Source organism: Rickettsiella endosymbiont of Miltochrista miniata, assembly GCF_964031245.1.
GTDB lineage: Bacteria > Pseudomonadota > Gammaproteobacteria > Diplorickettsiales > Diplorickettsiaceae > Aquirickettsiella.
In genome coordinates, this window is sequence record NZ_OZ035017.1 from 1,225,324 (window position 1) to 1,251,779 (window position 26,456).

Annotated in this window: 17 protein-coding genes and 1 tRNA gene; 12 read left to right on the plus strand and 6 right to left on the minus strand. The window is 37.5% G+C overall.

Features of this window, described 5'->3' with window-relative positions; translation table 11 throughout:
* The first annotated feature begins 9 nt into the window (after positions 1–9).
* Positions 10–6,672, plus strand: coding sequence for a hypothetical protein (locus AAHH40_RS05670; RefSeq protein ID WP_342219705.1), 6,663 nt, complete (start codon positions 10–12; stop codon positions 6,670–6,672).
* A 6-nt stretch (positions 6,673–6,678) separates the two neighbouring features.
* A complete protein-coding gene (locus AAHH40_RS05675; protein WP_342219706.1) occupies positions 6,679–7,881 on the plus strand; it encodes a hypothetical protein in 1,203 nt (400 codons plus the stop codon).
* 42 nt (positions 7,882–7,923) lie between these two features.
* Here the strand turns inward: AAHH40_RS05675 and AAHH40_RS05680 are convergent, their stop codons facing one another.
* From AAHH40_RS05680 to icmV, 3 genes are read right to left on the minus strand one after another with little or no spacing between them, the layout of a single operon-like run.
* Positions 7,924–8,439, minus strand: a complete 516-nt coding sequence (locus AAHH40_RS05680) for a hypothetical protein (RefSeq protein WP_342219707.1) — start codon at positions 8,437–8,439, stop codon at positions 7,924–7,926.
* A 50-nt stretch (positions 8,440–8,489) separates the two neighbouring features.
* Positions 8,490–10,958 (minus strand): type IVB secretion system protein DotA, encoded by a 2,469-nt coding sequence (gene dotA, locus AAHH40_RS05685; protein WP_342219708.1) that lies wholly within the window; start codon positions 10,956–10,958, stop codon positions 8,490–8,492.
* Complete coding sequence (gene icmV / locus AAHH40_RS05690) at positions 10,958–11,410, minus strand: type IVB secretion system protein IcmV (protein ID WP_342219709.1); 453 nt, start codon at positions 11,408–11,410, stop codon at positions 10,958–10,960. Before icmV ends, dotA begins: the two co-directional genes overlap by 1 nt.
* Positions 11,411–11,660: 250 nt before the next feature.
* Here icmV and icmW point away from each other — a divergent pair, with 250 nt between their 5' ends.
* The 10 genes from icmW to AAHH40_RS05740 all read left to right on the plus strand — a co-directional run bounded on the left by icmW (position 11,661) and on the right by AAHH40_RS05740 (position 24,946).
* Complete coding sequence (gene icmW, locus AAHH40_RS05695; protein ID WP_342219710.1) at positions 11,661–12,113, plus strand: type IVB secretion system protein IcmW; 453 nt, start codon at positions 11,661–11,663, stop codon at positions 12,111–12,113.
* A 2-nt stretch (positions 12,114–12,115) separates the two neighbouring features.
* Positions 12,116–12,622 (plus strand): hypothetical protein, encoded by a 507-nt coding sequence (locus tag AAHH40_RS05700; protein WP_342219711.1) that lies wholly within the window; start codon positions 12,116–12,118, stop codon positions 12,620–12,622.
* Between the two features lie 35 nt (positions 12,623–12,657).
* A complete protein-coding gene (locus AAHH40_RS05705) occupies positions 12,658–13,671 on the plus strand; it encodes a hypothetical protein (RefSeq protein WP_342219712.1) in 1,014 nt (337 codons plus the stop codon).
* A 130-nt stretch (positions 13,672–13,801) separates the two neighbouring features.
* The gene (gene dxs, locus AAHH40_RS05710; RefSeq protein WP_342219713.1) at positions 13,802–15,694 is read left to right on the plus strand and encodes a 1-deoxy-D-xylulose-5-phosphate synthase; all 1,893 of its coding nucleotides are present in this window, start codon (positions 13,802–13,804) and stop codon (positions 15,692–15,694) included.
* Positions 15,695–15,764: 70 nt separating this feature from the next.
* The gene (gene secA, locus AAHH40_RS05715; protein WP_342219714.1) at positions 15,765–18,473 is read left to right on the plus strand and encodes a preprotein translocase subunit SecA; all 2,709 of its coding nucleotides are present in this window, start codon (positions 15,765–15,767) and stop codon (positions 18,471–18,473) included.
* A gap of 19 nt (positions 18,474–18,492) precedes the next feature.
* The gene (map, locus tag AAHH40_RS05720) at positions 18,493–19,269 is read left to right on the plus strand and encodes a type I methionyl aminopeptidase (protein WP_342219715.1); all 777 of its coding nucleotides are present in this window, start codon (positions 18,493–18,495) and stop codon (positions 19,267–19,269) included.
* A gap of 136 nt (positions 19,270–19,405) precedes the next feature.
* A complete protein-coding gene (locus tag AAHH40_RS05725) occupies positions 19,406–20,443 on the plus strand; it encodes an efflux RND transporter periplasmic adaptor subunit (RefSeq protein ID WP_342219716.1) in 1,038 nt (345 codons plus the stop codon).
* 4 nt (positions 20,444–20,447) lie between these two features.
* Positions 20,448–23,540: an efflux RND transporter permease subunit gene (locus tag AAHH40_RS05730; protein WP_342219717.1), complete on the plus strand. Its 3,093-nt coding sequence runs from the start codon at positions 20,448–20,450 to the stop codon at positions 23,538–23,540.
* Between the two features lie 33 nt (positions 23,541–23,573).
* Entirely contained in the window at positions 23,574–24,398 is an 825-nt protein-coding gene (dapD, locus tag AAHH40_RS05735; RefSeq protein ID WP_342219718.1) for a 2,3,4,5-tetrahydropyridine-2,6-dicarboxylate N-succinyltransferase, read from the plus strand.
* Positions 24,399–24,469: 71 nt separating this feature from the next.
* Positions 24,470–24,946, plus strand: coding sequence for a DUF4440 domain-containing protein (locus tag AAHH40_RS05740; protein WP_342219719.1), 477 nt, complete (start codon positions 24,470–24,472; stop codon positions 24,944–24,946).
* 195 nt (positions 24,947–25,141) lie between these two features.
* On the opposite strand, the gene AAHH40_RS05745 is transcribed toward AAHH40_RS05740, so the two are convergent.
* From AAHH40_RS05745 to tpiA, 3 genes are all read right to left on the minus strand, one after another.
* Positions 25,142–25,226, minus strand: a tRNA-Leu gene (locus AAHH40_RS05745).
* Between the two features lie 15 nt (positions 25,227–25,241).
* A complete protein-coding gene (secG, locus tag AAHH40_RS05750; RefSeq protein ID WP_342219720.1) occupies positions 25,242–25,643 on the minus strand; it encodes a preprotein translocase subunit SecG in 402 nt (133 codons plus the stop codon).
* Positions 25,644–25,676: 33 nt separating this feature from the next.
* Positions 25,677–26,450, minus strand: coding sequence for a triose-phosphate isomerase (gene tpiA / locus AAHH40_RS05755; protein ID WP_342219721.1), 774 nt, complete (start codon positions 26,448–26,450; stop codon positions 25,677–25,679).
* Positions 26,451–26,456 lie beyond the last annotated feature (6 nt).

The following is a 26,456-nucleotide window of genomic DNA, read 5'->3' on the forward strand; positions in this document are numbered from 1 at the left end:
GGAATAAAAATGCCATTAACAACCCCTCAACCAAAAAATGCTCAAAATTATGATGCTATAAAAAAGGGTCTTTACAATTTAAATAAATTTATATCCGCAAATGGATCCGATGATTTATTCTCATTATTTACAGAAAATAAAAAAACAGAAATAGATAATTTGTTTTTTATACCGCCTAGACAATCTAAACCAGGAACAAGTCAGAAAGGTAAAGTTATTGATTTATTAACAATAACAAATGGTTGGTTTCAAGATCCTAAAACCGATGAAAAAACAAAAGAAATTCGCGAAAAAGTTTTTAGCTTATTTAGCTTTGATAGAATCAAAATGATGGCATTAAGGAAACAATTAGAGAAGGAAAGCCAAACTAGTGAGCAAAAAATAATAAGTCAACTAGAAACATTTGAAACAAAAATTGACGCTTTAACGCCAGAGCAAACCTTCCAATATATTAATCTATATATTTTTGTTAGATGGGATAACATCGTCAGCCTATTTCGTTTGCAAGAAATTCAAAAAAGCTTAAATGCAAAAAAGTTTATCCCTTTAGGTCCAGAGAATTACGAATTATTAAAAAACAAACCAGAACCTAATCAAACTTTAAGTTTTTCACAATTAGGTAATATTAAAGACTGGCCCAAAGTAAAACAAGGTATTTTAAATAATTTAGTGCCTCCTCAGACCGATACATTAAGTTCCATTTCGACTCCATCTTCCAGCAATACCATGTTAAACACTAGTATTAATGACAGTATAAATATTTCTCCCGATTCTACTGATACTTCAGGATCAATTACACCATCAATAGATACCCAACTTGTAATCAATGAACAAGCACAAAATCAAGAAATAGTGCAACTTAAGCATACAAAAAAAGAATTAGAAGAAAAATCTCAATCTCTGGAAGCTATAAAAGCGAATCTAGAAACTCAAATATCAGAGCTACAAATTCTTCTTCAAACTAATGAAGCCGTTCAGCAACAGGAATCTGAATCAAACAAACAAAAATTGGAAAACTTACAAACTACTTTGGCTTTTTTCCAAAAGAATACAAAAGACAAAGAAGTAGAACTTGAATCTTTAAAAAAATTAAAAGAAGACTATTTACTTAGCTTACAAAATGCTAAATCAGACTTGCAAAAAACTCAACAGGAAAAAAATGATCTTACAACCAAGCTTAAGGAAACTGAAGTCAAAATTAAAACACTTGAAGCTAACAACACTAAATTGGCTGATGCAGTAGAAAAAACAAATACTCAATTAACAGAGACAGCCAATAATTTAGAGCTTAAGTCATCCGCTCATGATTTGGTCTCAAAGCAACTAAATGATTTACAAACTCAACATGCTTTTCTTCGAGATACTTTAGGAAATCACAACAAACTGCTTCAAGAAGATTTGCAATCTAAAGAAACTAATACACAATTACTTCATGCAGAAATAAACAAACTGAACGATGAAATCAGTCTTAAAGTGCGAGAACTTAATGACGCTATTCAAAAATTCGATGAATCTAAAAAAACTATCGACGCGTTAAAGTTAAATAAAATCGAATTAGAAAAACAAAAAAACAGTTTAAACACCCAAAAAAATGAAATTCAAACTCAGCTGTCTAAACAAAAAGATACCCACCAAGCTTTGGAAATGAATCATAAGTTGTTTATAGCTGAGTCAACAATTAAAGATCGGGATTTAGAAAAACAAAAAAATGTCATCGTTAAAGTTGAAAGGCAGTTAAAAGCCCAAATAGAACAATCCGGCCAATTAAAGGAAGAAATTAGAGAAAAAGATAAACAAATTGAGGAACAACGACAAACAGTTACCAAAATCAATGATACATTGCAAGCAAAGGAAAAAGAATTTCAACAAATTACTGGCCAATTAGAAACAGTTAAGCATCAACTCCAGGAAGCAAACGTAGGAGAAAAAACTGCGCGCGAACAATTAGCCGCGAATGATTTAAAAAGGCAAGAATTAGAACCGCTTAAAGAAAAAATCAGTCAAGCCAAAGAAAGCTTTACATCACTTACCGCAAAACTACATTTGGAAGAAAATAAAACAAAGGAATTAAATGGAGAATTAACTGCCTTTAATGAGCAAGCATTCTTGTTCATTCAAACAATGCAAACTGAGTTAGATAAGTTAAATTCCAATGAGACACAAACTCACAAAAAACTTGATTCTATAGATACCAAATACAAAATTAACCCGATTGACACTATAATTCCTCTCGATGAAGACGTAACTGATATTAGTATTTTTTCTTATAATGATCAAACTATTGAAAAACTCGATTTTTTAAAACAACAATTAATTTCAACATTATATAATTTAAAATCCCAAGATGAACAAAAAAAGCGGCTCCTTGAAATCCATAAACAAGAAATTGACGCCCTACGTAACCAATATAAAGATTTAGAAACTGGCAATACACTAATTAATGAGAATACAAAAAAAGTAACAGCGGAAAAAAAGGTACTTGAAGAACGAATTTCGAGCTTAACCAATCAACTTATTCAACTTGAAGATCAAAATAAAGAACTATATCAAGCTACTACTCCAGCAAATTATAGCCTGGAAGATAACTGGGATTATGATGATAACGAAGAAACTGTTGATGATTATGTAACTACTGCTTACCAGGAAGAACTAAAATCGATACGGGCTTCCTTAAAGGAAACAAAAGCTGAACTTGAGCAAAAAAATGGCGAGTTAAAGAGATTACAAGAAAAATTGTTCACTCAAACAGAAGAATCTAAGCTTGAAACAACTAAACTCGAAGATGAATTAATTAAGCTACGAACCAATAATTCATCTAACCAAGAAGCAATATCTGGACTTACCAATGAGCTCACGCAGCTAAAACAACTTGTGCTAGATAAAGAAAAAACTATTGACGAGTTAACAAAAAAAATAGTAATTAATTCAAATTTAATAGAAAAGCAAGAAAATCAAATAGCAAGCTTAAATAAAACTTCAATGGAAATTCAGGAAAAGTCTAAACAATTAGAAAATCGAAACCGCCAGCTAGAACAACAAACAATAAAACATCAACAAGATATAGGTCAATTAACCAATGACAAATTTGCTCTTTCAAACCAAATTGGAAGCTTAACAAGTGAAAAAGAAAGCTTATGTCAAGATTTACACATAGCTCAGGAAAAACAAAAAGAATCTGAAGAAACAATAAGCAGTCTTCAAATTGAACTAGATAATCTACAAACAAGTAAATCGACTAATAAAGATAAAATATCTGAACTTACAAAGCGGATCGAAGAGTTAAGCCAGCTTAAGTCAATACAAGAAATACAAATTCAAGAATTAAAGGAGTTAAACAGTGCGCAAAACGCATTAGAGGAATCAAAATTTGAAATGACTGAGCTACAAGATGAATTAAAGGAAAAAAATGAAAATATTGCAAACCTTGAAGAAGAAAAACAACAACATGCGCAAAGATTAACTTTTCTTGATAAAGACTTAGAAAGTCTTAATGAAGAATTACAAACTACAAAAGAAAATTTAAAAGAAATCGAAACTGAGTTAGTCCGAGTTAATGAAAGTCTTACTCAATCAAAAAAGAGTGAAGAAGAATTATCTGATGATAATAAAAACTTAAAAAATGAATATAAAAATATCCAAAAAATAGATAGCGATCTACAAATTAAATATGGTACGCTTGAAGAAGATTTAAAACTAAAAAATAAAGAAATAAGAGTCCTTACGGATAGAATCGCCGAAATTCAACAACAACTTGAAAATAGCAAACAAGAATCAGAAAATTTAAAAACCCAAATAACAACAGCAAAGCAAAATACACTAAGTTTGGAAAAACAATTACAGGAATTAAAGGATAAGGAGAACCCTATGCCAATCCAAGATATACCCACCGATGAAAGTCTTCTCATCGATCTAAACTCAAACAAGGATACAAACACAGGGAAAATAAGCCCACAACTCCATTCTTCCCCAGGCTCATCAATTGCTTCGTCTATTGACCATACACCGGGCTCCTCTTCCGAGCCACTTAACTTTCTTGCAAACCTAAATTCTTCATCAGGAGAGGATTCAGGTTTAGCCGATTTAACGTCCTCTTCTTTAAATCATTCATCTTCGATCCTGTTTCGATCACAAAGCTTACCTAATTTGAGAAAGGATTTCGTTGCTGAACAAAATGCAGCTTTTATCCAAAATAATTCTACCAACCGTGATTTGATAGATTTAACAACTGACCCCCTAGAAGGACCTTCCAGAACACCAATAACAATAACTCCTATAGATGGTGGTATGCCCATGGCCTTAACACAAGAACAACAAATTAATAACTTATTAGTAGATTCTGAGTTTAAAAACCAACTCGGATGTACATTAGCAGCATGGTTACAAAACGATTATCAAACAACAGTTATAACTGAACTGAATAAACCTGAATACAGAGCTATAGATAGTGCATTGCTAATATCCTCTGAAAGCGAAGCAATTAAGCTTAAACTATTGGTTAGGGATACTGTGGATCGTTTGCTCAATGATGAAGATACAAAAGCAGAAATTAAAGAGGCGCTTACTCAAATTGTTTCACAACCTGAAGAAGAAGTAGTTGTACTTTCCCCTGAAAATGCAGCAAAAAACTTTTTACGTTTGTTCATGCCTAATACATTGAGCAGCGCTCCAATAGACTATGCGGAAAGTAACGAAGTATTACTGCAAACCCTTAATGTTAATAAAGTCAACGCTCAACGATATGTCGCGCTATTAAAAGTTTGCGGAGAACACATCTTAAGCACAGAAAATAAAGAACTTGCCAAGCAGTATATTATAACTAAATTGAAAGAAGGTTTAACTGCAATTAATGTAAATCCTGAAGAATATAGAGAACCGATATTAAACACAGCTTCTAGACTAGTTGATGAAATTTTAAACCCAAGGAATATGCTTGATGCCTTAGAAAAAGAAAAAGCTAGTAGCTCACAAGGCTCAAATAATTTAGTACGAGCTACAAAAGATATACTTTCTAATCAATGCGATGAGAAAATAAAATCTATTATTGAAACTAACTTTGCTCACATTTTTATCGCTCGTATTTTAGAAAAAATTAACAATGGCCAAGCTTTGTCTGAAGAGGAAATACAAAAAATTCCATCAGAACTCCAATATGCCGATACACCCGAAGATTTTGCTTTAGGTTTAACTGCGAATTATCATCATTTGAAATCCTTTCCTATATCCAAAGATGTTTTTGACAAATCCGTTTTAATATTACGAAAAAATGCTTTATCAACTATCAACCAAACACTTATAAACAATGATGAATTAGTTGATTTATCTGCCGAAGCTTGGTTAGAAAAAAAACTGGCACTAGTAACCGATAAATCTATTGCTTTAGAACTAAACAAAAAGCAACAAAAGGATCTGGATAATAAATTTTATAAATTATTTCCGCTATCGCCGCTCGAACCTATGGCTGTTACACATAAAACGGTTGAGGAATTAACCAATGAGTTAGAAAAATTACATGACTTAAAAATAAAAGCTGCCGCTAGACTTTATAAAACATTCTCGGAAATTGAAATTAAGCTAAAAGAATATCCAAATTTAATTGATGAGAAGGACGCCGAGATTTTCAAAGCTAATCTGAATAATTCTCTCCCTCTCATATTTTCAATTAGAGACGTCAATGGACGACCAAACGTTAACGATGCCCAAATAAACATCATCTTAGAAAAAATAAACTATCGGTTAGAAAATGATAGCAGCAAATGGAATTGGCTGAATAATAAGCTAACTGAAGAAATTACCAATGATATTCTTGCAGACAATGCAAATCAATTTGGGGTTGCAAATAAAGATGCTATTCAAATGCTCGTTAGTAATACGTTTGAGATATTACGTAAATTTCATGATCTACAAGACACGCTTAATAAAAGAGAAAAATGGAAAACGGATATTAAATCGCTGTATGCTTTCACAGAAAAATTGAGACCAAATAGTCAATTTTCTGAGGAAATAGAAAAAAGAGAAGATATTCTCGAAGATATACTGGCTCTAAAACAAGCGGATGCTGAGGAACAAACCTTCGTTATACCAAAAGGTGTTTATATACCAAACAAATGTCGGATCATACCTAACTTTCAGTCCGATCCCTCAGATACATACCAATTCGATGTGCAAGCAAATATTTTTTATAAACAAAAAGCACTTGCTCCAAATGAAACGGTTACATTTGCACAAAAATTAGAAAATGAGAAGATATGTAAATGGTCTGCCACACATAGCGCCGATAAATGCTTAACCTATAAAATCGAAAAGAAATTTTTTAGACGCAAAAAAAGCTACATGCAGGAAATTAGTTTCGCACAAATGATCCACTCGGTTAATAGTTTTAAAAACGCTAAGACTTGTACGCTTAACTTTGGTAATTGTTCTGATGCTATGAAGGAAAAGCTTTATCTTTTTGCCCATGCCTATAATGAATTACGCCGTGATAATGGCCCTCAAAAAGGGCCTCGAATAATGTGCCATATGAAAAATCCTCCTGATATGGATAAAGATAAAATCGCTAAGGCAAAAGAAGAAATTAAAACTAAATTAAATCTTCATGGCGAAGAATTAGCCGATACATCTGAGAAACTAAAAGATGATACAATCAGCCATAAAATAATACGCTCAAGAGGATAATAAACCATGCCAATAAATACATTAGAACAATATGAGGATGCAGTTACATACTTTAAAAAAAAATTAGTTGATTCACCTAATTTTGATAAAAAAGAATTTTTCAAATTATTTGGAAAAGAATTTAAAGATAATCTTTCCGAAGATGGAAAAAATATTTATGATGTTGGTTTTAAAGAGCCATTAGAAGCTACTTTTAAAAAATTTGATCAAGAATTAAAATCAGAATATTTAAAGCTATTAGATTTAGTTGAGAAAGATGCATTAGCAAGCTTTGATCCTCATGCAACTGTACAGAAAGCAAAAACTTTTTTGAAAGATAAATTGGATAAATTAAAACCCACACTTTGCGATACCTTAAACCATGAACTCACTGCAAAGGGGCAAAGCTTCAATGAAGAAGATAAAGAAGAACTAATTTATGTATTAAACGAATATGCTGATAATTGCGGGAAAAAACTTAATAGCTTTTTAGAAGAAATTGACGGGGTTTGGTCTAAAGTAGCCAAGCTTCAATTACATATAAATAACGAAGAATCAGAATTGAAAGCAAACGATCCAGATGCCACGTTTGCCTTAAAAGAAACCGATCTTGATAAGCTATCAACGGGCGCTGCGCCTGCTCCAGTCACCGGCTTTAAAGTTCATAAAGATAATCTTTCTGAGCAGTTAATGCATACTTTAGCTAATAAAAAGAACGGAGAAAAAATAAATATTGAACTTACTGTTCCTAATAGGGACGCTATTTCTAGACAACTCGGCGAGATCGGACTTCAATATAGAAATCCAGCTATTGCTCTTCTTATAATGTTGATTTTTTATATAGCAACCATGGATATCGACCTAAAAATTTTAGGCGTGAGACTTGCCCCCCGAATTAGGGACGATGAAGGAAGAGTTGTAAATGCAATAAAAAAAGTGATTGAAGAAAAAGGTATCCTAATAAATCCCAACGATATTACACTTACCACCAAACGCTTGAATAATAATGGCAAACCCACTGTCATTAGGAAAAAAGCAGTATTAAATGCAGAACAGATAAAGGAATTACAATTGAGTATTGATGAAGTTAAAAAGAAATTGCAAGATCATCAACCCTTGCAAATTAAAAACAAAAATCCGTTATCCACAAATCCCTCTGTGGAATCTGGTTATAATTCAGAAACTGAAGAAGAGGACGTGGCCTACTCAAGACCTAGAGGGCCTTCTTAGTTTCCTTCAAAAATTCAAATGTGGAAAAGGATAAAAACGGATTTATTTGCTAGCTGTATAAGCGATGCTAGTGCGTAAGCTATCTAGACGCGGTAAACGATCACGTAATATTTGGGTCTTATTATCAGGCGTAAAGTTAGTTACTTTTATTTTGTATTTTTCGCATTCGAGACTAGCAAAGCGTTTAGCTGCATCCAATCCAGAAAATTGAAGCTTTTTAGCACCGCGTTCACTCAGTAGTTTAATCATCTCGCGCACTGTTACTAATAACCGTCCTGTTGTGTAACTGCCATAAAATTTTCCAGTCGCCGTTTTCAGATGCGACCCGTAATCAAAGATTTGATAGCCTTGTGCAATTTGAATAACATTAGGCTTGGACAATGAAATGCTTCCAGAGGCTTCTCCTTCAGTTCCATCCTGCATAGAAACTTCAAAGTAACCCCATAAAAGCAATAAATATAAATACGCCTGCTGATTTATATCGGAGCTTTGTGTGATTTCAGCAAGCTGAGCAAATAACTCATCTAAATTTAAATTAAATTCAACATCTTCTTTCATATTCTTTCATAGGTTAAATACTTAAAATATCGCATCACTAAATGTTAAAACTATAGCAGCGCTGCTTCAGGCGGCACTCCTCCGCCTGCTGCTGCATCGCCGCCAGCGCTATTTCCACCACCCCCACTAGAACTGCTAGCTGAGGTTTGACTACCTGAGGATAAAGCTTCGCCGGCTTTTTGCCCAGTTGTAATCGCGCCAGTAAGCGTTTCACTGGTGGGCGCTTGCTGAGCCACTTGTCTTACATCTCCATCATGTTGACTACGAATGCTTTGCAACATCTGTTCTTCGTGACTACCTTCTGCTTGGCCACCGATCCAGCGTAATACCTTATTCGGCACCTCATAAATCATCGCAAAGCATCGATTAACAATAGCTAATATTGCGGCGGTATAAATAGCCATCATCGCTAACTGATAGATCATACTAAATAAATCGCCGTTGTATTCTGTTAAAAACTGTGCAGCAATAGCAAAACCACGGTTAAATACCGACAATGCGACATAAGATAAAATAATTCCAAAAATTAAACCAAATATCATTAACATCGGCCTTAAAAAAACACTAGCCAGCAACATAACCGACTGCTCTGACCTCCCTAAAAAATCATGTCCTTCTGGATGAGTAATACCTAAAGCAACTAATGGTGCAGCTAAAATTGCCTCTAGCACGACTGCAAACCAAGTAATGGCACCAAACGTAAATAGGAAAAAAGGAATAAGTGGCACGTAATAGGATAGTACCGAACCTAGCAGCAAATTAGCGATCATCCAGACTGTAATTAATGGCATAAATATCGACACTATTATCGAAGCAACTAAACCCGCTACAATCGCAGGCCCAGGGAAGAAAAACGAAACTACAGCACCAATCCCACCTAATCCCACAGCAGCGGCTAATATAGCTATCCATATTTGCTCTACCATGCTAACTAGACCATTTCCTACCGATACTAGAGCAAAAATAGGATCCATTTGTTCCTTATTAATATTATTTGCTAGAGTTTTTTCGAAATCATATACACGTGGGAATATGAGATTCATTAGTCCATTTACCATAGACCCCACGCCCCCAGAAGTTGCGTGTATATTCGCTGGAAACGAAGGATTTGTTTCAGGCCCTGGATTATTATTCTTTCCTGCGTTAGCGATTTCGGCAAGAATATATTTATCAATCACGCCGTCATTGCTAGGCAAATTATTTTTTAAGTTAATTTTAACATTGTCATCAGAGATATCGTTAAAACTTCCTTTGTCATACGTTGGAACAAATGATGTATTCATTTTGTCCTTAATTGCCAATATACCAGTATTTTTCTTTATATTTTGTTCTAAACGTGCCATGTTGTAGTAATAACTTCCGGCCAGTATCCAGCCGGTATCTTTAGCATTTTTGATAAAATCCTTATATTTTTTATTGGCATCGTCATCTAAGGATCGTAAAGCAGGTTTTACGATTGCAAAATAATCATCACCGGTACCGACTAATGCATCGGGAACAAAGATAGTATCGTCTACAAGCAAATTAATTACTGGAACTGTTTTATCTGATTTATCTGTGTAAGGAGGAACTAATTTATTGGCTATGGATTTAGCTAGCGAACCTATATCTAAAGTCATTTGTCTAGCCGCAATACTGGCACTATCATTGGCGGTCAATTGCGCCGGGTTATACACTTTGGCATTATCACTCTTACCAATAAAATCCCAAGAAACGTTCCCGCACATACCTATATATTTTTCGTAAGGTGTTTTAACTAAACCTTCTCTACCAGGAAATGTTATAAACCCACCCGTATCTTTTGAGTACTTTATTGGTAAGCCGGTGTTTAAGCCATCAGAACCTTTCCCAGTTACAGACAGTGAGCTCATGAAATCAGGAACGGGAGCCGTGGGAGTACCGGAAGATGGGCTTGCAGCATTTTGACGCATTAGCGCATTTTGCACCGCGAGCATGCAGGCTTCTGACTTAAGAATACTTCCTGCTTTATTAATAAGAAAAGTATTATTTGCTTTTCCAGATGTTGGATCGGGTGCCAGAGATTGTATCGGTTCAACGATGGTCCCGTTACGATTCATATAATTTAAAGCAACATTCCAGACTTCATCCGCTGCACCGATTCCTTGTACCACCACCCACATCACCATGATTTGTATAAACGAATAACCGCTCGCTTTCGGTAATAATAAACCGATACCCATGACGGTTCTTAAAGGTACCCATATCGATGACCATTTTTTACCGAGAAACTCACCTTCATGTGAAGTATTTAAGATCGAAATAAATAAAACATAGGTTAATATGACAGAAGCCATGACTAATATAATGGCATTAAAGGCACCGAACATAGTTCCTAAAATTTGACTTCCTGTTCCATGTAATACGCCATCCACGACACCAAAAATAGTCGCTAAATACGACATCGATAAATCTGTACTGGGTGGTGTTAAAGTTAAGTTATCTGCTAATAATAAGGATGGAAACAAGCAGAGAAAGCCACTTAATAGAATCTTTTTCATTATTTTTTCTTTCCAATAATAAATTGATTATTTAACCAATCACGAAAACCGCAACCTAACCGACGCTGCTTAATTTGAAAAAGCCAAAAATGATAACGAAAGATTTGCGTTAAAATAATAACGCTAATGGCAAGACAAGGAAAAAATCCTCGTAAAGCATTATTATATAAGAAATAAATGCTATAGCTAAGAGTCAGTAAGAAAAGAAAAATCCATATCCACATCAAACGCGTAAATTCTTTACTGCGTTGAATTAAATCGGCTGGAGTTAGCTTAAGACGTAACAGTGCCTCTTCAAAGGACTCCTGTGTCTTAGCTTGATCAGGAATGAAAAACTTTTTAATAAATCCGAAAATCGAACGATTGCTTTTAACCAATTGCCGATAGTCTATCCACTTCGGAACATCAACAGCTGGCTTAATTATTTTTTTTATACCACCAAAAAAACTCACGTATCACCCCGCGGTTTAATTACCTATATTATCCCGACCACACCAAACTTGCAAATTTCAGTTCTCTAGGCATATTTAGACAGCCAAATGCCGCCAATAGAGCTTCCTGAAGTAAGCTTACCCCCAGTAAATTTTCACCTAGACCTAGATTGGGTTTGATTTAGCTTGCATTAAGTTGGATAATCAAGATTCCTTTGCAGCAGTTTTATACCTATTAAAATAGAATATTACAAATAAAAATATAATACTTATGCCTGATCTCACTCACAAAGGTTCACATCTCTATTGGAAACACTATCAAGACCCTTTGATCTATCGGGTTCTTTGCTTCATGGAAAGTGTTGAATCCTGGACTCAGGATGGCGATAGCGCACTTGAAGCCAGTATCTTAGAACTGGGTAAAGAGCTGGATGATATCGATAAAGTCGATCTGGATAAACTCGCTCAACAAGCTTTGTTTATCCGTTTAGGCAACCACTTAGGTATGTCACGTACTTTACGTCTACTCCAAGCCTTAGATACATCACATCCAGGTTCTGCCGCTAAATTACTCATGCATGCCGAAGAAGTCAGTAATGGTCCTGAAGATGAAGCTGGCTTATTTCTGCGTAGGAATATTAGCTTTGAGCGCTTACGTCTACTCGCCAGAGTTTTTTCGCAAGATCGTTTGGACTTAGTTTTAAAAGCGTTAGAGGGGGAGTAATTGTGAGTATATCTCGATATGCTTTAATTTTTTTCGGTTGTTCCTCGATCGGTCTGGCACATGCTTATTCTGCATCCACGAAAAATGATCCTTTGCAAGACTATCGTGATGAAATCAAACAGTCTGAAGCCAATGCCTCGCAAGCGGTTCTGGATGCCTTGAAAGCAGCCAATGCCACCCCGGACAGCTCTTCTCAACAAAACAAGTCAGTACCTGAAGCCCCTGCATCATCAACGCCCACGCCTCGTTCAAATAACGATAAAGCCTTTTCACCTTCAGATAAACCTGCAAACACAGCCAATAAAAATCCCTGGCTGCAGCCTAATCCCTGGGCAAAGCAACCGCCTAATATTTGGGAAAAAAACGCCAAAGTAAACCCTTATTCCAATGCACCTATTCCAGGTCCAACGCCATCAGCAAATTTAGCTATTCCTAGTCCACCGAATATTTTTGCGCCCTCACAAACAACCCCTAATACAAACAAATCGCAATCCAATGCTAATTTATAAGAAATTTTACTTTCAAACTCCATGAGGATGTTTTTATGCCTTACTCATCAAAAATAAAAACTTTAAAAAACAGTTTTTTAAGTATTAGTTTAGCAAGCCTAAGTTTCTACAGCCTATCTAGTTATGCAGATACTACCAATAATATCGGTGTTGATAACTTAATTGCAGGTTATGGAACTATTGCAATCCATGCCAGTGCCATGAACACTGCACCGGTAGGTGATGACTTAACTATTGCTATTAACAATGCTCAAGCCGCTTATTTGTTATATCCCACCTCACCCTTGGTTAGCCCATTGACGCAACAACTACTTATCCAATCTGCTAATTTAGATGATAAAAACAATAATATAGTCGCTTTTACTTGGAATCCGAATACAAAAGCTAATCCTAATATAGAAAAAAATCCTTTACACTCGATAGATATCAATAGTTTGCTACAACCTATTAGCTATAGTGACACCGAAGCCGCTGAAGCTAAAAATGTTATTAATGCCTTAAATACTTCGCTAACACCTATCAATACCGTCAACTTCAATCAACTGGTTGCTAATCTAAATGGGGATAAAAAGAATAATCTAAGAATTAAACTGAATGAAAAACCCATACAAGAATATCTCGCGAGCTTACGCAGCTATTTAGCCACACAAAGTGTCGCGCTAAGTAATCTTAATCAACTGTACGCAGAACGACAACCCATCGATCCTAGCAAAGCCGATCCTGCCGTGCAGCCTGCATTGGCAGCATTAAGTCGTCAAACATCGGGCCCAGTCAGCCTATTAAAATTAGAAAATTTTATGGCAACACGCCGAATTCTAGATAAAAACTGGTATAAAAATGATTTGATTAATGAAAATCCAGCCACATTGCAGCGTCAACAAGTCGAATTATTAGCCGAAAACTTAGCAGAGAGCTATCAAACACGGATGACATTAGAGCGTTTACTCGCTACTATGTCGGTCTTAGTGTTAGAACTCAACAACCAAGGAAGAGCTCAACTGATACAACAAGCGCAAAACATCAATAACCCTAACCCAACATCAGGATAATTTTCTCTTAGAAACTACATGGAATTTAAACATATCATATGCTTTTTATACTCACAGCAATTGGATTTTTGGCAGGGCGCCGCGATAATGAAGCAACCTTCATTTCTTCAAGATACATGAGGATTGCGAATTGAGCGGCAACGCAGACAAAAATTCAAGTGCGAAGAGTATATTAGAACAGATTAATTCTCCCGCACAGTTGCGCAACCTCACACCTACGCAGCTGCCGCAATTAGCCACAGAGCTCAGAGCGTTTCTTATTCAAACGCTGGATCAATGTGGGGGTCATTTTGCCGCTAATTTAGGAACCGTAGAATTAACCATTGCCTTGCATTATGTGTTTAATACGCCATACGATCATATTGTTTGGGACGTCGGCCATCAGGCCTATCCACATAAAATTCTGACCGGTCGCCGCGAACAACTCTGCAGTATTCGAAAAACTCATGGTTTAGCGCCCTTTCCTTCGCGCGAAGAAAGTTCATTTGATAGCTTTGGTGTCGGTCATTCGAGCACTTCTATTAGCGCAGCATTAGGATTTAGTGTCGCCGCTAAAAAAAATAACACCGGCCAAAAAGCGATAGCAGTTATAGGCGATGGAGCGATGACTGCAGGTATGGCCTTTGAAGCTTTAAATCATGCGGGCGATATCCATGCGGATCTTTTAGTCGTACTCAATGACAATGACATGTCGATTTCCAACAATGTCGGCGCCTTATCTAATTATTTTGCGCGTATATTATCCAGTAAACTTTACTCTAGTGTGAGAGAAGGCAGTAAAAGAATTTTAGAATCTATTCCCAGTGTACGTAAACTCGCTAAACGTACTGAAGAGCATGTCAAAGGGATGTTAGTACCGGGTACTTTATTTGAAGAATTAGGTTTTAATTATATTGGCCCGATTGATGGCCATGACTTACCTTTATTGTTAAATACACTCAGCAATTTACGTCAATTATCTGGCCCGCAACTGGTTCATGTCATTACTACCAAAGGCAAAGGTTATACTGCCGCAGAACAAAACCCTATTGCTTATCATGCCGTCAACCCACATTTTTTAGCGCCGGTATTACCCACTACTGCGAATAAACCCAAACCTAGAACCTACGCGAATATTTTTGGGCAATGGATTTGCGATATGGCGGCTACCGATGAGCGTCTAATCGCGATTACACCGGCGATGCGTGAAGGATCGGATCTAATAGAGTTTTCGGAACGTTATCCGGATCGTTACTTTGACGTTGGCATCGCGGAACAACATGCCGTCACTTTCGCGGCAGGTTTAGCCTGCGCAGGTCAAAAACCAGTAGTTGCCATTTATTCTACCTTTTTGCAACGTGCTTATGATCAACTGATACATGATGTTGCGCTACAAAATCTACCTGTATTGTTTGCTTTAGATAGGGCCGGAATTGTCGGTGGAGACGGCGCAACCCACCATGGTTGCTTTGATCTATCTTATCTGCGTTGCATTCCGAATCTGACTATCATGACACCGAGCAATGAAAATGAATTAAGACAAATGCTTTACACTGGTTTTCAACTAACCACGCCTTGCGCAGTACGATATCCGCGTGGCGTCGGGAGAGGCACTTTAGTAGAAGAAAAAATGTCATGTATCCCTATCGGCAAAGCAGAAATCTGTCGTAAAGGACTATCGATAGCCTTGTTGGCCTTTGGCTCCATGTTGCATCCCGCTCTCAGTGTCGGTGAGTCATTGGATGCAACTGTGGTTAATATGCGCTTCGTCAAACCTTTAGACGAAAAGTTGTTGCGTAATCTAGCAAAAACACATGGCTTATTGGTCAGCTTAGAAGAAAATGTTAAGGTAGGTGGTGCCGGGTCAGCGGTGAGTGAGTTTCTACATCAACAAGGCATTCCTTGTGATGTATTGATCTTAGGACTTCCGGGTCAATTTATTGAACATGGTGACCCAAATACATTGCTTGCAGAAGCAGGTTTAGATGCTGCTACTATTTTGTCTGTTATTGAGCAACGACTAGCACTATCACTTACTTTTTAGTACAGTGAGCACATTTTCTGGGCTTTTGTTGAGTTTGTTGCGTAAAGCATACTGAGACTTTTTTATATTTATGATTTCTAAGCTTTTAAGTAAATTTATTCCTAGCCGCAATCAGCGCGTACTAAAACAATTTGAAAAAACCGTTGTTGCGATAAATGCGCTAGAACCTAGTATGCAAAGTTTATCTGATGCGCAATTGCAAGCAAAAACATCAGAATTCAAAGCCCGCTTACAAGATGGTTGCTCTTTAGATGAATTGTTAATAGAAGCTTTTGCTGTAGTGCGTGAAACAAGTACTCGTGTGTTAGGTTTGCGTCATTTCGATGTACAACTAATTGGTGGAATGGTTTTACATAGTGGCAAAATTGCTGAAATGCGTACTGGTGAAGGTAAAACCTTAGTCGCTACCTTACCTGCTTATCTGAATGGCTTAAGTGGTTTAGGTGTACACATCGTGACTGTCAACGATTACTTAGCCAAACGCGACGCCGAATGGATGAAGCCAGTCTATGCTTTTCTAGGTTTAAGTACCGGTGTGATTGTTTCTGATCTCCCTCTTCCCCAACGACAAGCGTCTTACGCGGCAGATATTACTTACGGTACCAATAACGAATTTGGCTTTGATTATTTACGCGATAATATGGCTTTCTCATTGGCAGAAAAATCACAACGCATTTTAAATTTTGCCATTGTCGATGAAGTGGACTCCATCTTGATAGATGAAGCTCGTACCCCCTTAATTATTTCTGGTGCCAGCGAAGAAAGCTCGGAACTTTATATCAAGATCAATCAAATTATACCTAAACTGATTTTAAGAAAAGAAGAAGACGGTCCCGGCGATTTTTATCTGGATGAAAAAGCTAAACAAGCTTACTTAACCGAAGAAGGACATCAAAAGTTAGAAGAGTTATTAGTCAAACAAGGCTTACTAAATCCAGGTGAAAACTTATATCACCTGACTAATATTGGTTTAATGCATCATGTTTATGCGGCATTACGTGCACATTATCTATTTCAACGTGATATTGATTACATCGTACAAAATAATCAGGTAATCATTGTCGATGAACATACCGGCCGTTTAATGTCGGGTCGACGCTGGTCGGATGGTTTACACCAAGCAGTTGAAGCCAAAGAAAAAGCCAACATTCAAAACGAAAATCAAACCTTAGCGTCGATCACGTTTCAGAATTACTTTCGCCTCTACCATAAACTGGCGGGGATGACTGGCACCGCCGATACCGAAGCGTATGAATTCCAGCAAATTTACAATTTAGAAGTCGTCGTTATTCCCACGCATTTACCGGTTTCACGTCATGATTTAGCCGATCAAATTTATTTGACCAAAGATGAGAAATTTACCGCCATCATCGACGATATTAAAGCTTGTCAGGCGCGTAAGCAGCCGATATTAGTCGGTACTGCATCGATAGAAACATCGGAATACTTATCGCAACTGCTAGAAAAAGAAAACATTCCCCATCAAGTGCTTAACGCTAAGTTTCACGAAAAGGAAGCCCAAATTATTGCTGAAGCCGGTCGTCCTGGCACAGTAACCATTGCCACGAATATGGCTGGTCGTGGAACGGATATTGTTTTGGGTGGCAATTTAAAAGCTGAACTCGCTGCCTTACCGAGTGATAGCTCTGCGGAAGAAATTGCGCAACATAAACTTAACTGGCAAAAAAAACATGATGAAGTGATTGCCGCCGGTGGTTTACATATCATCGGTAGCGAGCGTCATGAATCACGCCGTATCGACAATCAATTACGCGGACGCTCCGGTCGACAAGGTGATCCAGGCTCCTCGCGTTTTTATTTATCCCTGCAAGATAATTTAATGCGGATTTTTGCTTCGGATCGAGTTGCCATGATTATGCAAAAGATTGGCATGCAGCCCGGCGAAGCCATTGAACATCGCTGGATAACGCGCGCCATAGAAAATGCACAACGTAAGGTAGAGGGCCGTAATTTTGATGTGCGCAAACAATTATTAGAGTTTGATAACGTCGCCAACGAACAACGTAAAGTGATTTATGAACAACGTAATGAATTATTGGCTACAGAAGATATTTCACCGGTGATTAACAATTTATGGGCTGACGTTATCTATAGCGCCATTGAACATTTTATTCCACCACAAAGCTTAGAAGAACAATGGGATATACCGGGCTTAAAAAATGAGTTGAAACAAAATTTTTGCTTAGATTTGCCGATAGACACATGGTTGGAAGATCCTAACTGTCTGGAAGAAAATCTCCGTGAAAAAATATTATTTGCCGCTCAAAATGCTTATGCAGAAAAAGAAAAATTATTTGGCTCGCCGACGCTGCGCCAAGTTGAAAAAACTTTGATGCTACAAACACTGGATACTTTATGGAAAGATCATTTAGCGGCTATGGATCATTTACGTCAAGGGATACATCTGCGTGGCTATGCACAAAAAAATCCGAAACAAGAATACAAGCGTGAATCTTTCCTATTATTTGCTGAACTTTTAGATCAATTAAAATACCAAGTCATCAGTTTATTGAGCTGTTTGCAAATACAGACACCTGAAGATGCCGAACGCTTGGAAGAGCAACGACGCCAACAAATGCCACAATTACTCGATTTTCAACATCAAGACTTATTAGCGACTGATGGGGAATCATTAACTAATGAAACTGCAACCGCTCGTCTTAGTACGCAACGAAATTCTGATAAAACAGGACGCAATGATCCTTGTCCATGCGGTTCTGGAAAAAAATATAAACATTGCCATGGTCAGATCAATTAATTTATAAAATCCATTTATTATGTCATCTATTATTATAAAAACTTCGCTAGAAATCGATAAAATGCGTATTGCGGGACGCTTAGCGGCAGAAGTTTTAGAAATGATTGTCCCGTATGTTAAAGTAGGGGTTACCACCAACCACCTCGATAAAATCTGTCATGACTATATCGTCAATGAACAACAAGCCATCCCTGCTCCCTTAAACTATCGTGGTTTTCCGAAATCTATTTGCACATCTATCAATCACCAGGTCTGCCACGGCATCCCTAGCGATCGCGTCTTAAAAGATGGCGACCTGATTAATATTGATGTCACTGTCATTAAAGACGGTTACCACGGTGACACCAGTAAAATGTTTTTTGTCGGTAAACCTTCGATATTAGCGCAACGTTTATCAAAAATAACTCAAGAATGTTTGTATAAATCCATACGCTTGGTCAAGCCTGGCACCCACTTAGGTGATATTGGCGCATGCATACAACAGTATGCCGAAGCTGAAGGATTTTCCGTAGTACGTGAATATTGTGGCCATGGTATAGGTCGACTCTTCCATGAAGACTTACAAATACTGCACTATGGTCGAACCGGTACTGGGGTCCAGTTAGTCCCTGGCATGACTTTCACCATAGAGCCTATGATCAATGCCGGTAAACGTTTCACTAAACTCATGCCGGATCAATGGACAGTCATAACCAAAGATCATAGCCTATCGGCGCAATGGGAACATACATTACTCGTTACTGAAACCGGTTATGAAGTATTGACTAAACGCACCGAAGAACGAGACTTTATCTAGACTCTAGAAAAATAATTGTTCCTTTACCCCTTATGTTCACTAAAATTCTCTGGTTGATTTCAAGCTATTAAGCCTCTATAGTCGTTAATTCTGCGAATTTTACAAAATAAAAGCGTCAACAAATAAAAATAACAATATGTCAAAAAGCTTAATTTGCTACATATTCCTATCCGGCTTAATGGCCGCGAGTGCGGTTAGCATCGTTTTTAATAAAAAAGGCACTCAACTCACATCTCCTGTAGTGGTGGAAGCTATTCCTGCATGCCTAGGATCTTGGCAAAAAACGATAGAGGCTGTCGGGAGTCTATCTGCCAGTCAAGGCACCGTTATCAAGGCGGAAACATCTGGCCGCATTACTGGCATTTTTTTCCGTTCCGGTGAAAATGTTAAAGCCGGTGCACCCTTGCTGCAGCTCAATCCGGATATTTTAAAAGCTCAATTAGATGCCGCTAAAGCGCAAACACAATTAAGTAAAGCCGACTATGAACGTGGTTTAACGTTGTATAAAAAAAAGGTATTTGCAAAAGCAGACCTTGATAAAGTTTCGGCAAGTTACCAAATCGATCTAGCTAAACAAGCGCAAAGTCAAGCCGCTTTCGATCAAACACTCATACGCGCGCCGTTCAGCGGACGATTAGGTCTCCGTCAGGTCAATTTAGGGGATATTATTGATCCGAGTACGCCTATTACCAACTTGGAGGCGATTAATCTCTTATGGGTAGATTTTAATATACCCGGAACGGAAGCGAGCAAAATAACGATGGGTAGCAAGATATTGATTCACGCGAGTGCTTACCCAAATAAGACATTTGTTGGCACTATTTATGCGGTTGATTCACACATCGATAATGACACACGCAGTTTAGCTGTACGCGCAAGCCTTAATAATGCGGAGCAAGCATTACTTCCTGGTGCTTTTGTTGATATTCAAATAGAAGTCGGTACACCACAAACCTTGATTATCGTCCCAGAAACCGCAGTCAATACTGATGATAACGGCAGCTTTGTGTATCGCATCATTCATCATAAAGCGATTAAAACATTCGTCAGTATCCGTTTTCATGAGGATGGAAAAATAGGGTTAGTGAGTAGTGATATTCATCCTGGAGATCAAATTATTAGCGCCGGTGGTTTTAAAGTACAAGGAAATTCAGTCGTGATGGTCGAGAAATAAACCCATGCAATTCACTGAACTGTTTATCCGCAAACCCGTATTAAGTATTGTTTTATGCTTGTTCATTTTGCTAGTCGGCGTTAAAGCATTCTTATCATTACCGATACGGTTATACCCTTCCATATCCCCTTCTGTCATTAACATACAAACCACTTATCCGGGCGCCCCTGCACAATTAATGGAAAGTTTTGTTACTACCCCTCTAGAAAGTGCTTTAGGCGGTATCGAAGGAATCGATCTTATGCATTCTTCAAGCAAACAAAATACTAGCCAGATCACTTTGCAATTTAAGCTCGGTTATGATCTAACCAAAGCTATGACCAATGTCAGTAACGCGATTGCGTCTATACGCAAACAATTACCTAAAGCAGTTTTAGATCCAGTCATTAATACCAAAGATCCGGACGCAGATCCAACGCTTTTCATTTCATTTGCTAGTAATACGCTGAGTCCTCCTGCCATTAACGATTATCTAACTCGAGTTATCCAACCACAATTACAAACTATTCCTGGCGTTAGCCAAGCACAAATATTTGGTGGTAACCACTATGCTTTACGAATTTGGCTTGATCCGATAAAAATGGCTGCCCATCAAATAACAGCTAGCGATATTATGACCGCTTTACAGCAAAATAATATTCAATCGGCTTCAGGGTCACTGATTACTCCTAATCAAATCATTAATATCAATACCAATACCGATATACATACAGCAGCCGAATTAAATCATTTAGTTATTCGCAAGCAAAATAATTATTTAGTGCGCTTATCCGACGTCGGAGTGGCGGTTCTCGGTGTAGAGTCGGACGAAAGCAGTGCCGCGGTTAACGGGAATAAACAATCAGTCATTATGGGTATCGTGCCTCTTAGCACCGCAAATCCCTTAGATGTTTCCAAAGCAGTAATAGCGCTGTTACCCGGATTAGAAAAAGCGGCTCCAACGGATGTAAAAATTCATTTAGTTTGGAATGCTGCAAAATTTATCGCTGCATCCTTACATGATGTAAAAAAAACTATTTTTGAAGCCTGCTTATTTGTATTTACCATCATCTTTTTATTCTTAGCTAATTTTCGTGCAGGTTTAATCCCTTTTGTCACTATTCCTTTATCATTAATGGGCGTGTGTGTCGCTATGCTGGCCTTAGGTTATACATTAAATGTATTAACGTTTTTAGCCTGGGTGTTGGGTATTGGTTTAGTCGTCGATGATGCGATTGTAGTGTTAGAAAATATTCACCGTCATATCGGTTTAGGAAAAACGCCGGAAAACGCAGCTATTATCGGCACTAAAGAAATTGGCTTTGCCATCATTGCCATGACATTAACCTTAGCGGCTGTTTATACGCCGATTGGTTTTATCAATGATATGACCGGCTTATTATTTCGTGAATTTGCTTTTACTTTGGCCGCAGCCGTCATTATTTCAGGTTTTATTGCTTTAACACTTTCTCCGATGATGTGCGCTAAGCTTTTAAAACATGAACAGCAAGCTTCTCGCTTTAGCCTAAAAGTCGATCTTTTTTTTCATATAACGATAACTGCTTATAAAAAATATTTACTTTTGGCAATAACCCATCGAAAAACCATGTTAGGTATCGGCCTAATAATTTATTTTGTGTGTTTTGGATTATTTAAAACCTTACCTAGTGAGTTGGCTCCACAAGAAGATCAAGGCCTTATCATCAGTGCAGCAACTGGACCTACATCGGCTAACCTAGCTTATATGGAAAAGTATATGGCTAAAATTCAAGCCATCTATAAATCCACACCCGAGATAGATACTTATATTACTTTAATAGGAATGCCTATCACCAATAACGCACTCTCCTTTTTAATTTTAAAACCTTGGCAGGAACGAAGTAAAACTACTACCGATATTATTCAAACTTTATTTAAGCGTTTTTGGGGAATTAGTGGTCTACAAGCATTCCCATTTAATCCGCATGCCTTGCCTGGCGCTACTGGGCATGCTCCTTTGATGTTTGTACTTAAAAGTACCGACAGCTATGATAGCTTAAATCAATTTAGCAAAAAATTACAATTAGCCATTACACAAAATAACCCGCATATTTTAGGCCTACAATCCGATCTGAAAATTGATGCTAATCAAATCCAAATTAATATTGATAGAGATAAAGCTAATTTATTAGGCATTGCTATGAGTGATATAGCGAATAGTTTGAATAGTCTGATTGGTGCGCCACAAGCAAGCCTAGTTAATTGGGATGGTCGTAGTTATCAAGTAATTCCTCAACTAAATCGAAATTATATGACGACTGACCAACAGCTAAAACTCATTAATGTGCGTGGACAAAATAACAAACTGATTCCTTTAGCTAATTTCGTCAATGTACAAAATTCATTTACGCCTTTAAGTCTCAATCATTTTCAGCAATTACGCGCCGTTACGTTTAGTGCTAATCTTACTCCTGGTTATACCATCGGTGATGCTGTTAAGTATTTAACACAATTGACGAATAAAATTCTTCCTCATAACGTGCAAATTGATTTTAGAGGGGAAACACGTCAATTCATGCAAGCCGGAAATAGTATGCAACAAACCTTTTTGTTTGCGCTGTTATTTATCTTTCTAGTCCTTGCTGCCCAATTTGAAAGCTTTCGTGCGCCTTTTATTATCCTCATTGCTGTACCTTTATCTTTAACCGGAGCATTATTTGCACTGCATTGCGTGGGCGGAAGTTTAAATATTTACACACAAATTGGATTAATTACTTTAATTGGACTGATTACTAAACATGGTATCTTAATTGTAGAATTTGCCAGACAATTACAAAAAAATCTGCATATTTCTGTACAAGAAGCTGTCATCGAAGCCGCTGCATTACGTTTACGTCCTATTTTCATGACCACAGCAACTATGTTGTTAGCAGCCGTTCCACTGGCATTGGCCAATGGTCCAGGGGCTCATGCGCGCAACCAATTGGGTTGGGTTATTTTAGGAGGAATGTCAATCGGTACACTTTTTACCTTATTTATTTTGCCAGTCGTCTATACTTTGATTTATCATTCTAAATTAAGTCCTGATAAAATTATTGAACCAGAAGACAAAACCGAAGCAGTCATTGCAAGCGAGTAATTATTTTACCGAAATCAACTGAGTTTCTCATCCATGACGTCATTAAAATCGATTATCGAAAAAGCTTACCAACATATAAATGAGATTAATGCTGAAACGATTGACGACTCAAGTAAATCAGCCATTTTAGAAGCGATTGAATTACTCGATAAAGGAAAACTACGCGTTGCAGAAAAAATAGACGATGATTGGATAGTCCATGAATGGTTAAAACAAGCCATTTTATTATCCTTTCGAATTCATACCAATAAATTATTTGATGCGGGGTATACGCATTATTTTGACAAAATCCCATTAAAGTATGCTCATTATAAAACAGAAGATTTTGCAAGAGATGGTTCACCGCGAATTGTACCTAATGCTTGCATTCGCCAAGGTTCCTTCGTAGCAAAAAATACGATATTTATGCCTTCATTCGTTAACATAGGCGCGTATATTGACGAAGGGACTATGATAGATACTTGGGCCACCGTCGGATCTTGTGCACAAATTGGCAAAAATGTACATTTATCTGGCGGTGTAGGTATTGGTGGAGTACTCGAGCCCCTACAAGCCAAGCCAACCATTATTGAAGATAACTGTTTTATAGGCGCCCGCTCAGAGGTGGTAGAAGGCGTAGTGGTTGAAGAAAATAGTGTCATTGGTATGGGGGTTTTTATAGGCAGTAATACGCCTATTTATAATCGCAACACAGATGAAGTTATCTATGGTCGCGTTCCTGCAGGTTCGGTAGTTCTCTCAGGGAGTCTACCCTCTAAAACAGGACATTGCCACCTCAACTGTGCCGTCATTATCAAACAAATTGACAACCGAACTCGAGCCAAAGTTGCGATTAATGAATTACTTAGAGACAGTTAATTTAATTGCAGACATCAAATAACTAACCTACTATTATTGGTATTAAGTTCTAATTTTTTAAGGATTTTCCTATGCGTAAGAAAACTATTATTACAGCCGTTTTATTAAGCAGCTTATTATCAACCCCCGCTATTATGGCTATGAGCTCGAGTAACCATATAGCGTGTGTCAAAACTAACGAACAAGAGATTGCCGCACTATTTGATCGCTGGAATGCCTCTCTTAAAAGCAGAAATCCTGTTAGAGTAAATGCTAATTACACAGATAACGCCATATTGTTGGCAACTATATCCAACAAGCCCAGAGTGAATAGTGCTGAACGGATAGCTTATTTTAAAGACTTTTTAAGTAAACATCCGGTGGGAAAAATCGATTCACGCACCATAAAGATAGGGTGTAACAAAGCAATTGATACCGGTTTATATACATTTACTTTAAAAGACGGAAAAAAAGTTCATGCACGTTACACATTCACTTATCGCTGGGATGGGCACAAATGGTTGATTTCATCACATCATTCTTCTGTGTTACCAGAAGAAGTTAAATAAAAATGATTTTAAGAAGAACAAAAAAACCGAGATAAACACTTCAAGATATCTATTGGTATCTTAAAGTGTAAAAATACTCTTCGCACTTGACATTGCCTGTGTTGCCGCTCAATTCGCAATCCTCATGTATTTAAGTTGCTTCATTATCGCGACGCCTTGTCAAAAATCCCATTGCTGCGCGTATACACAAACAGTTGGTGCCGAAAGCCGGACTCGAACCGGCACAGCTTGCGCCACCGCCCCCTCAAGACGGCGTGTCTACCAATTCCACCATTTCGGCAACGATACGAATAAATTAAGAAAATTCAGACGGTAGAGGATACGATTGTTGATGGTTTAAAGTTGTTTTTCCTGTACTTTTATTTAAAGATAAATTTTTATTTTCCACATCATGAGTTTTATTAACTTTGGATGGTAATTGCTGAGCCATGCTAGCTAAATTTTGAATGGGGTCCTTTCTAACTGTGTGTCCAGCTAAATAACCTAAACTAAGACTGGTGACAAAAAATAATAACGCAAGTAGACCGGTTAATTTAAGTAAAAAGGAACCTGATCCTTGACTACCAAAGACTGTCTGTGAAGCTGCGCTTCCAAAAGTCGCACCTAATTCAGCACCCTTGCCTTGTTGTATTAGCACCAAAGCAATCAATGCGATTGAAATAATAACGTGCATTAAAACTAAAAACTGCTGTAACATAAATCTTGTGAGTTATTACTAGAATACTAAAAATTAAACCCTATCACATGCTATTGAAGCAAGTATTCCATAAATACGTGAAAACTCTATGGCATCTAATGATGCTCCGCCAATCAAGCCACCGTCAATATCGGGCATCCGAAACAAAGCCTCAGCATTGCTGGCTTTAACGCTGCCACCATACAGGATAGGTAATTCTTGCGCAAGATCCGAGCCCAAAAATTTAATTTGCTCACGTAAGAATTGGTGCGCCTCTTGCGCTTGCTCGGGTTGGGCTGACAACCCTGTACCAATAGCCCAAACAGGTTCGTAAGCGATAATAGCTCGTTTCAAAACATCGTTACCATAATCTACTATTTTCTCTAATTGAGTTTGCAATACACTATAGGTTAGTTTTGCTTCACGTTCAGCTAAGGTCTCTCCGACACAAAGAATGGGTGTAAGGCCCGATTTTATAGCTAAATCAAATTTTTTTGCGATTTGTGCATCCGTTTCTCCAAACAAATGCCGGCGTTCTGAGTGGCCAAGCAAAACATATCGACAACCAAATTCATACAACATACGCGCCGATATCTCTCCTGTGTAAGGACCTTCTTGCTCAGCCGCCATGTTTTGACCACCCCATTGCAGTTGGGTGTTTTTTAGTAAAATCTGTGTTTGCTCGAGAAAAACATAAGGAGGACAGACTATCATCTTTACATTAGATTTTTCTTTTTGCTCAAAATCCTTGATGTTATCTAATAATTCAGCAACGGAAGTTTTGTTACCGTGCATCTTCCAATTACCGATGATATATTGTTTACGCATGACGAG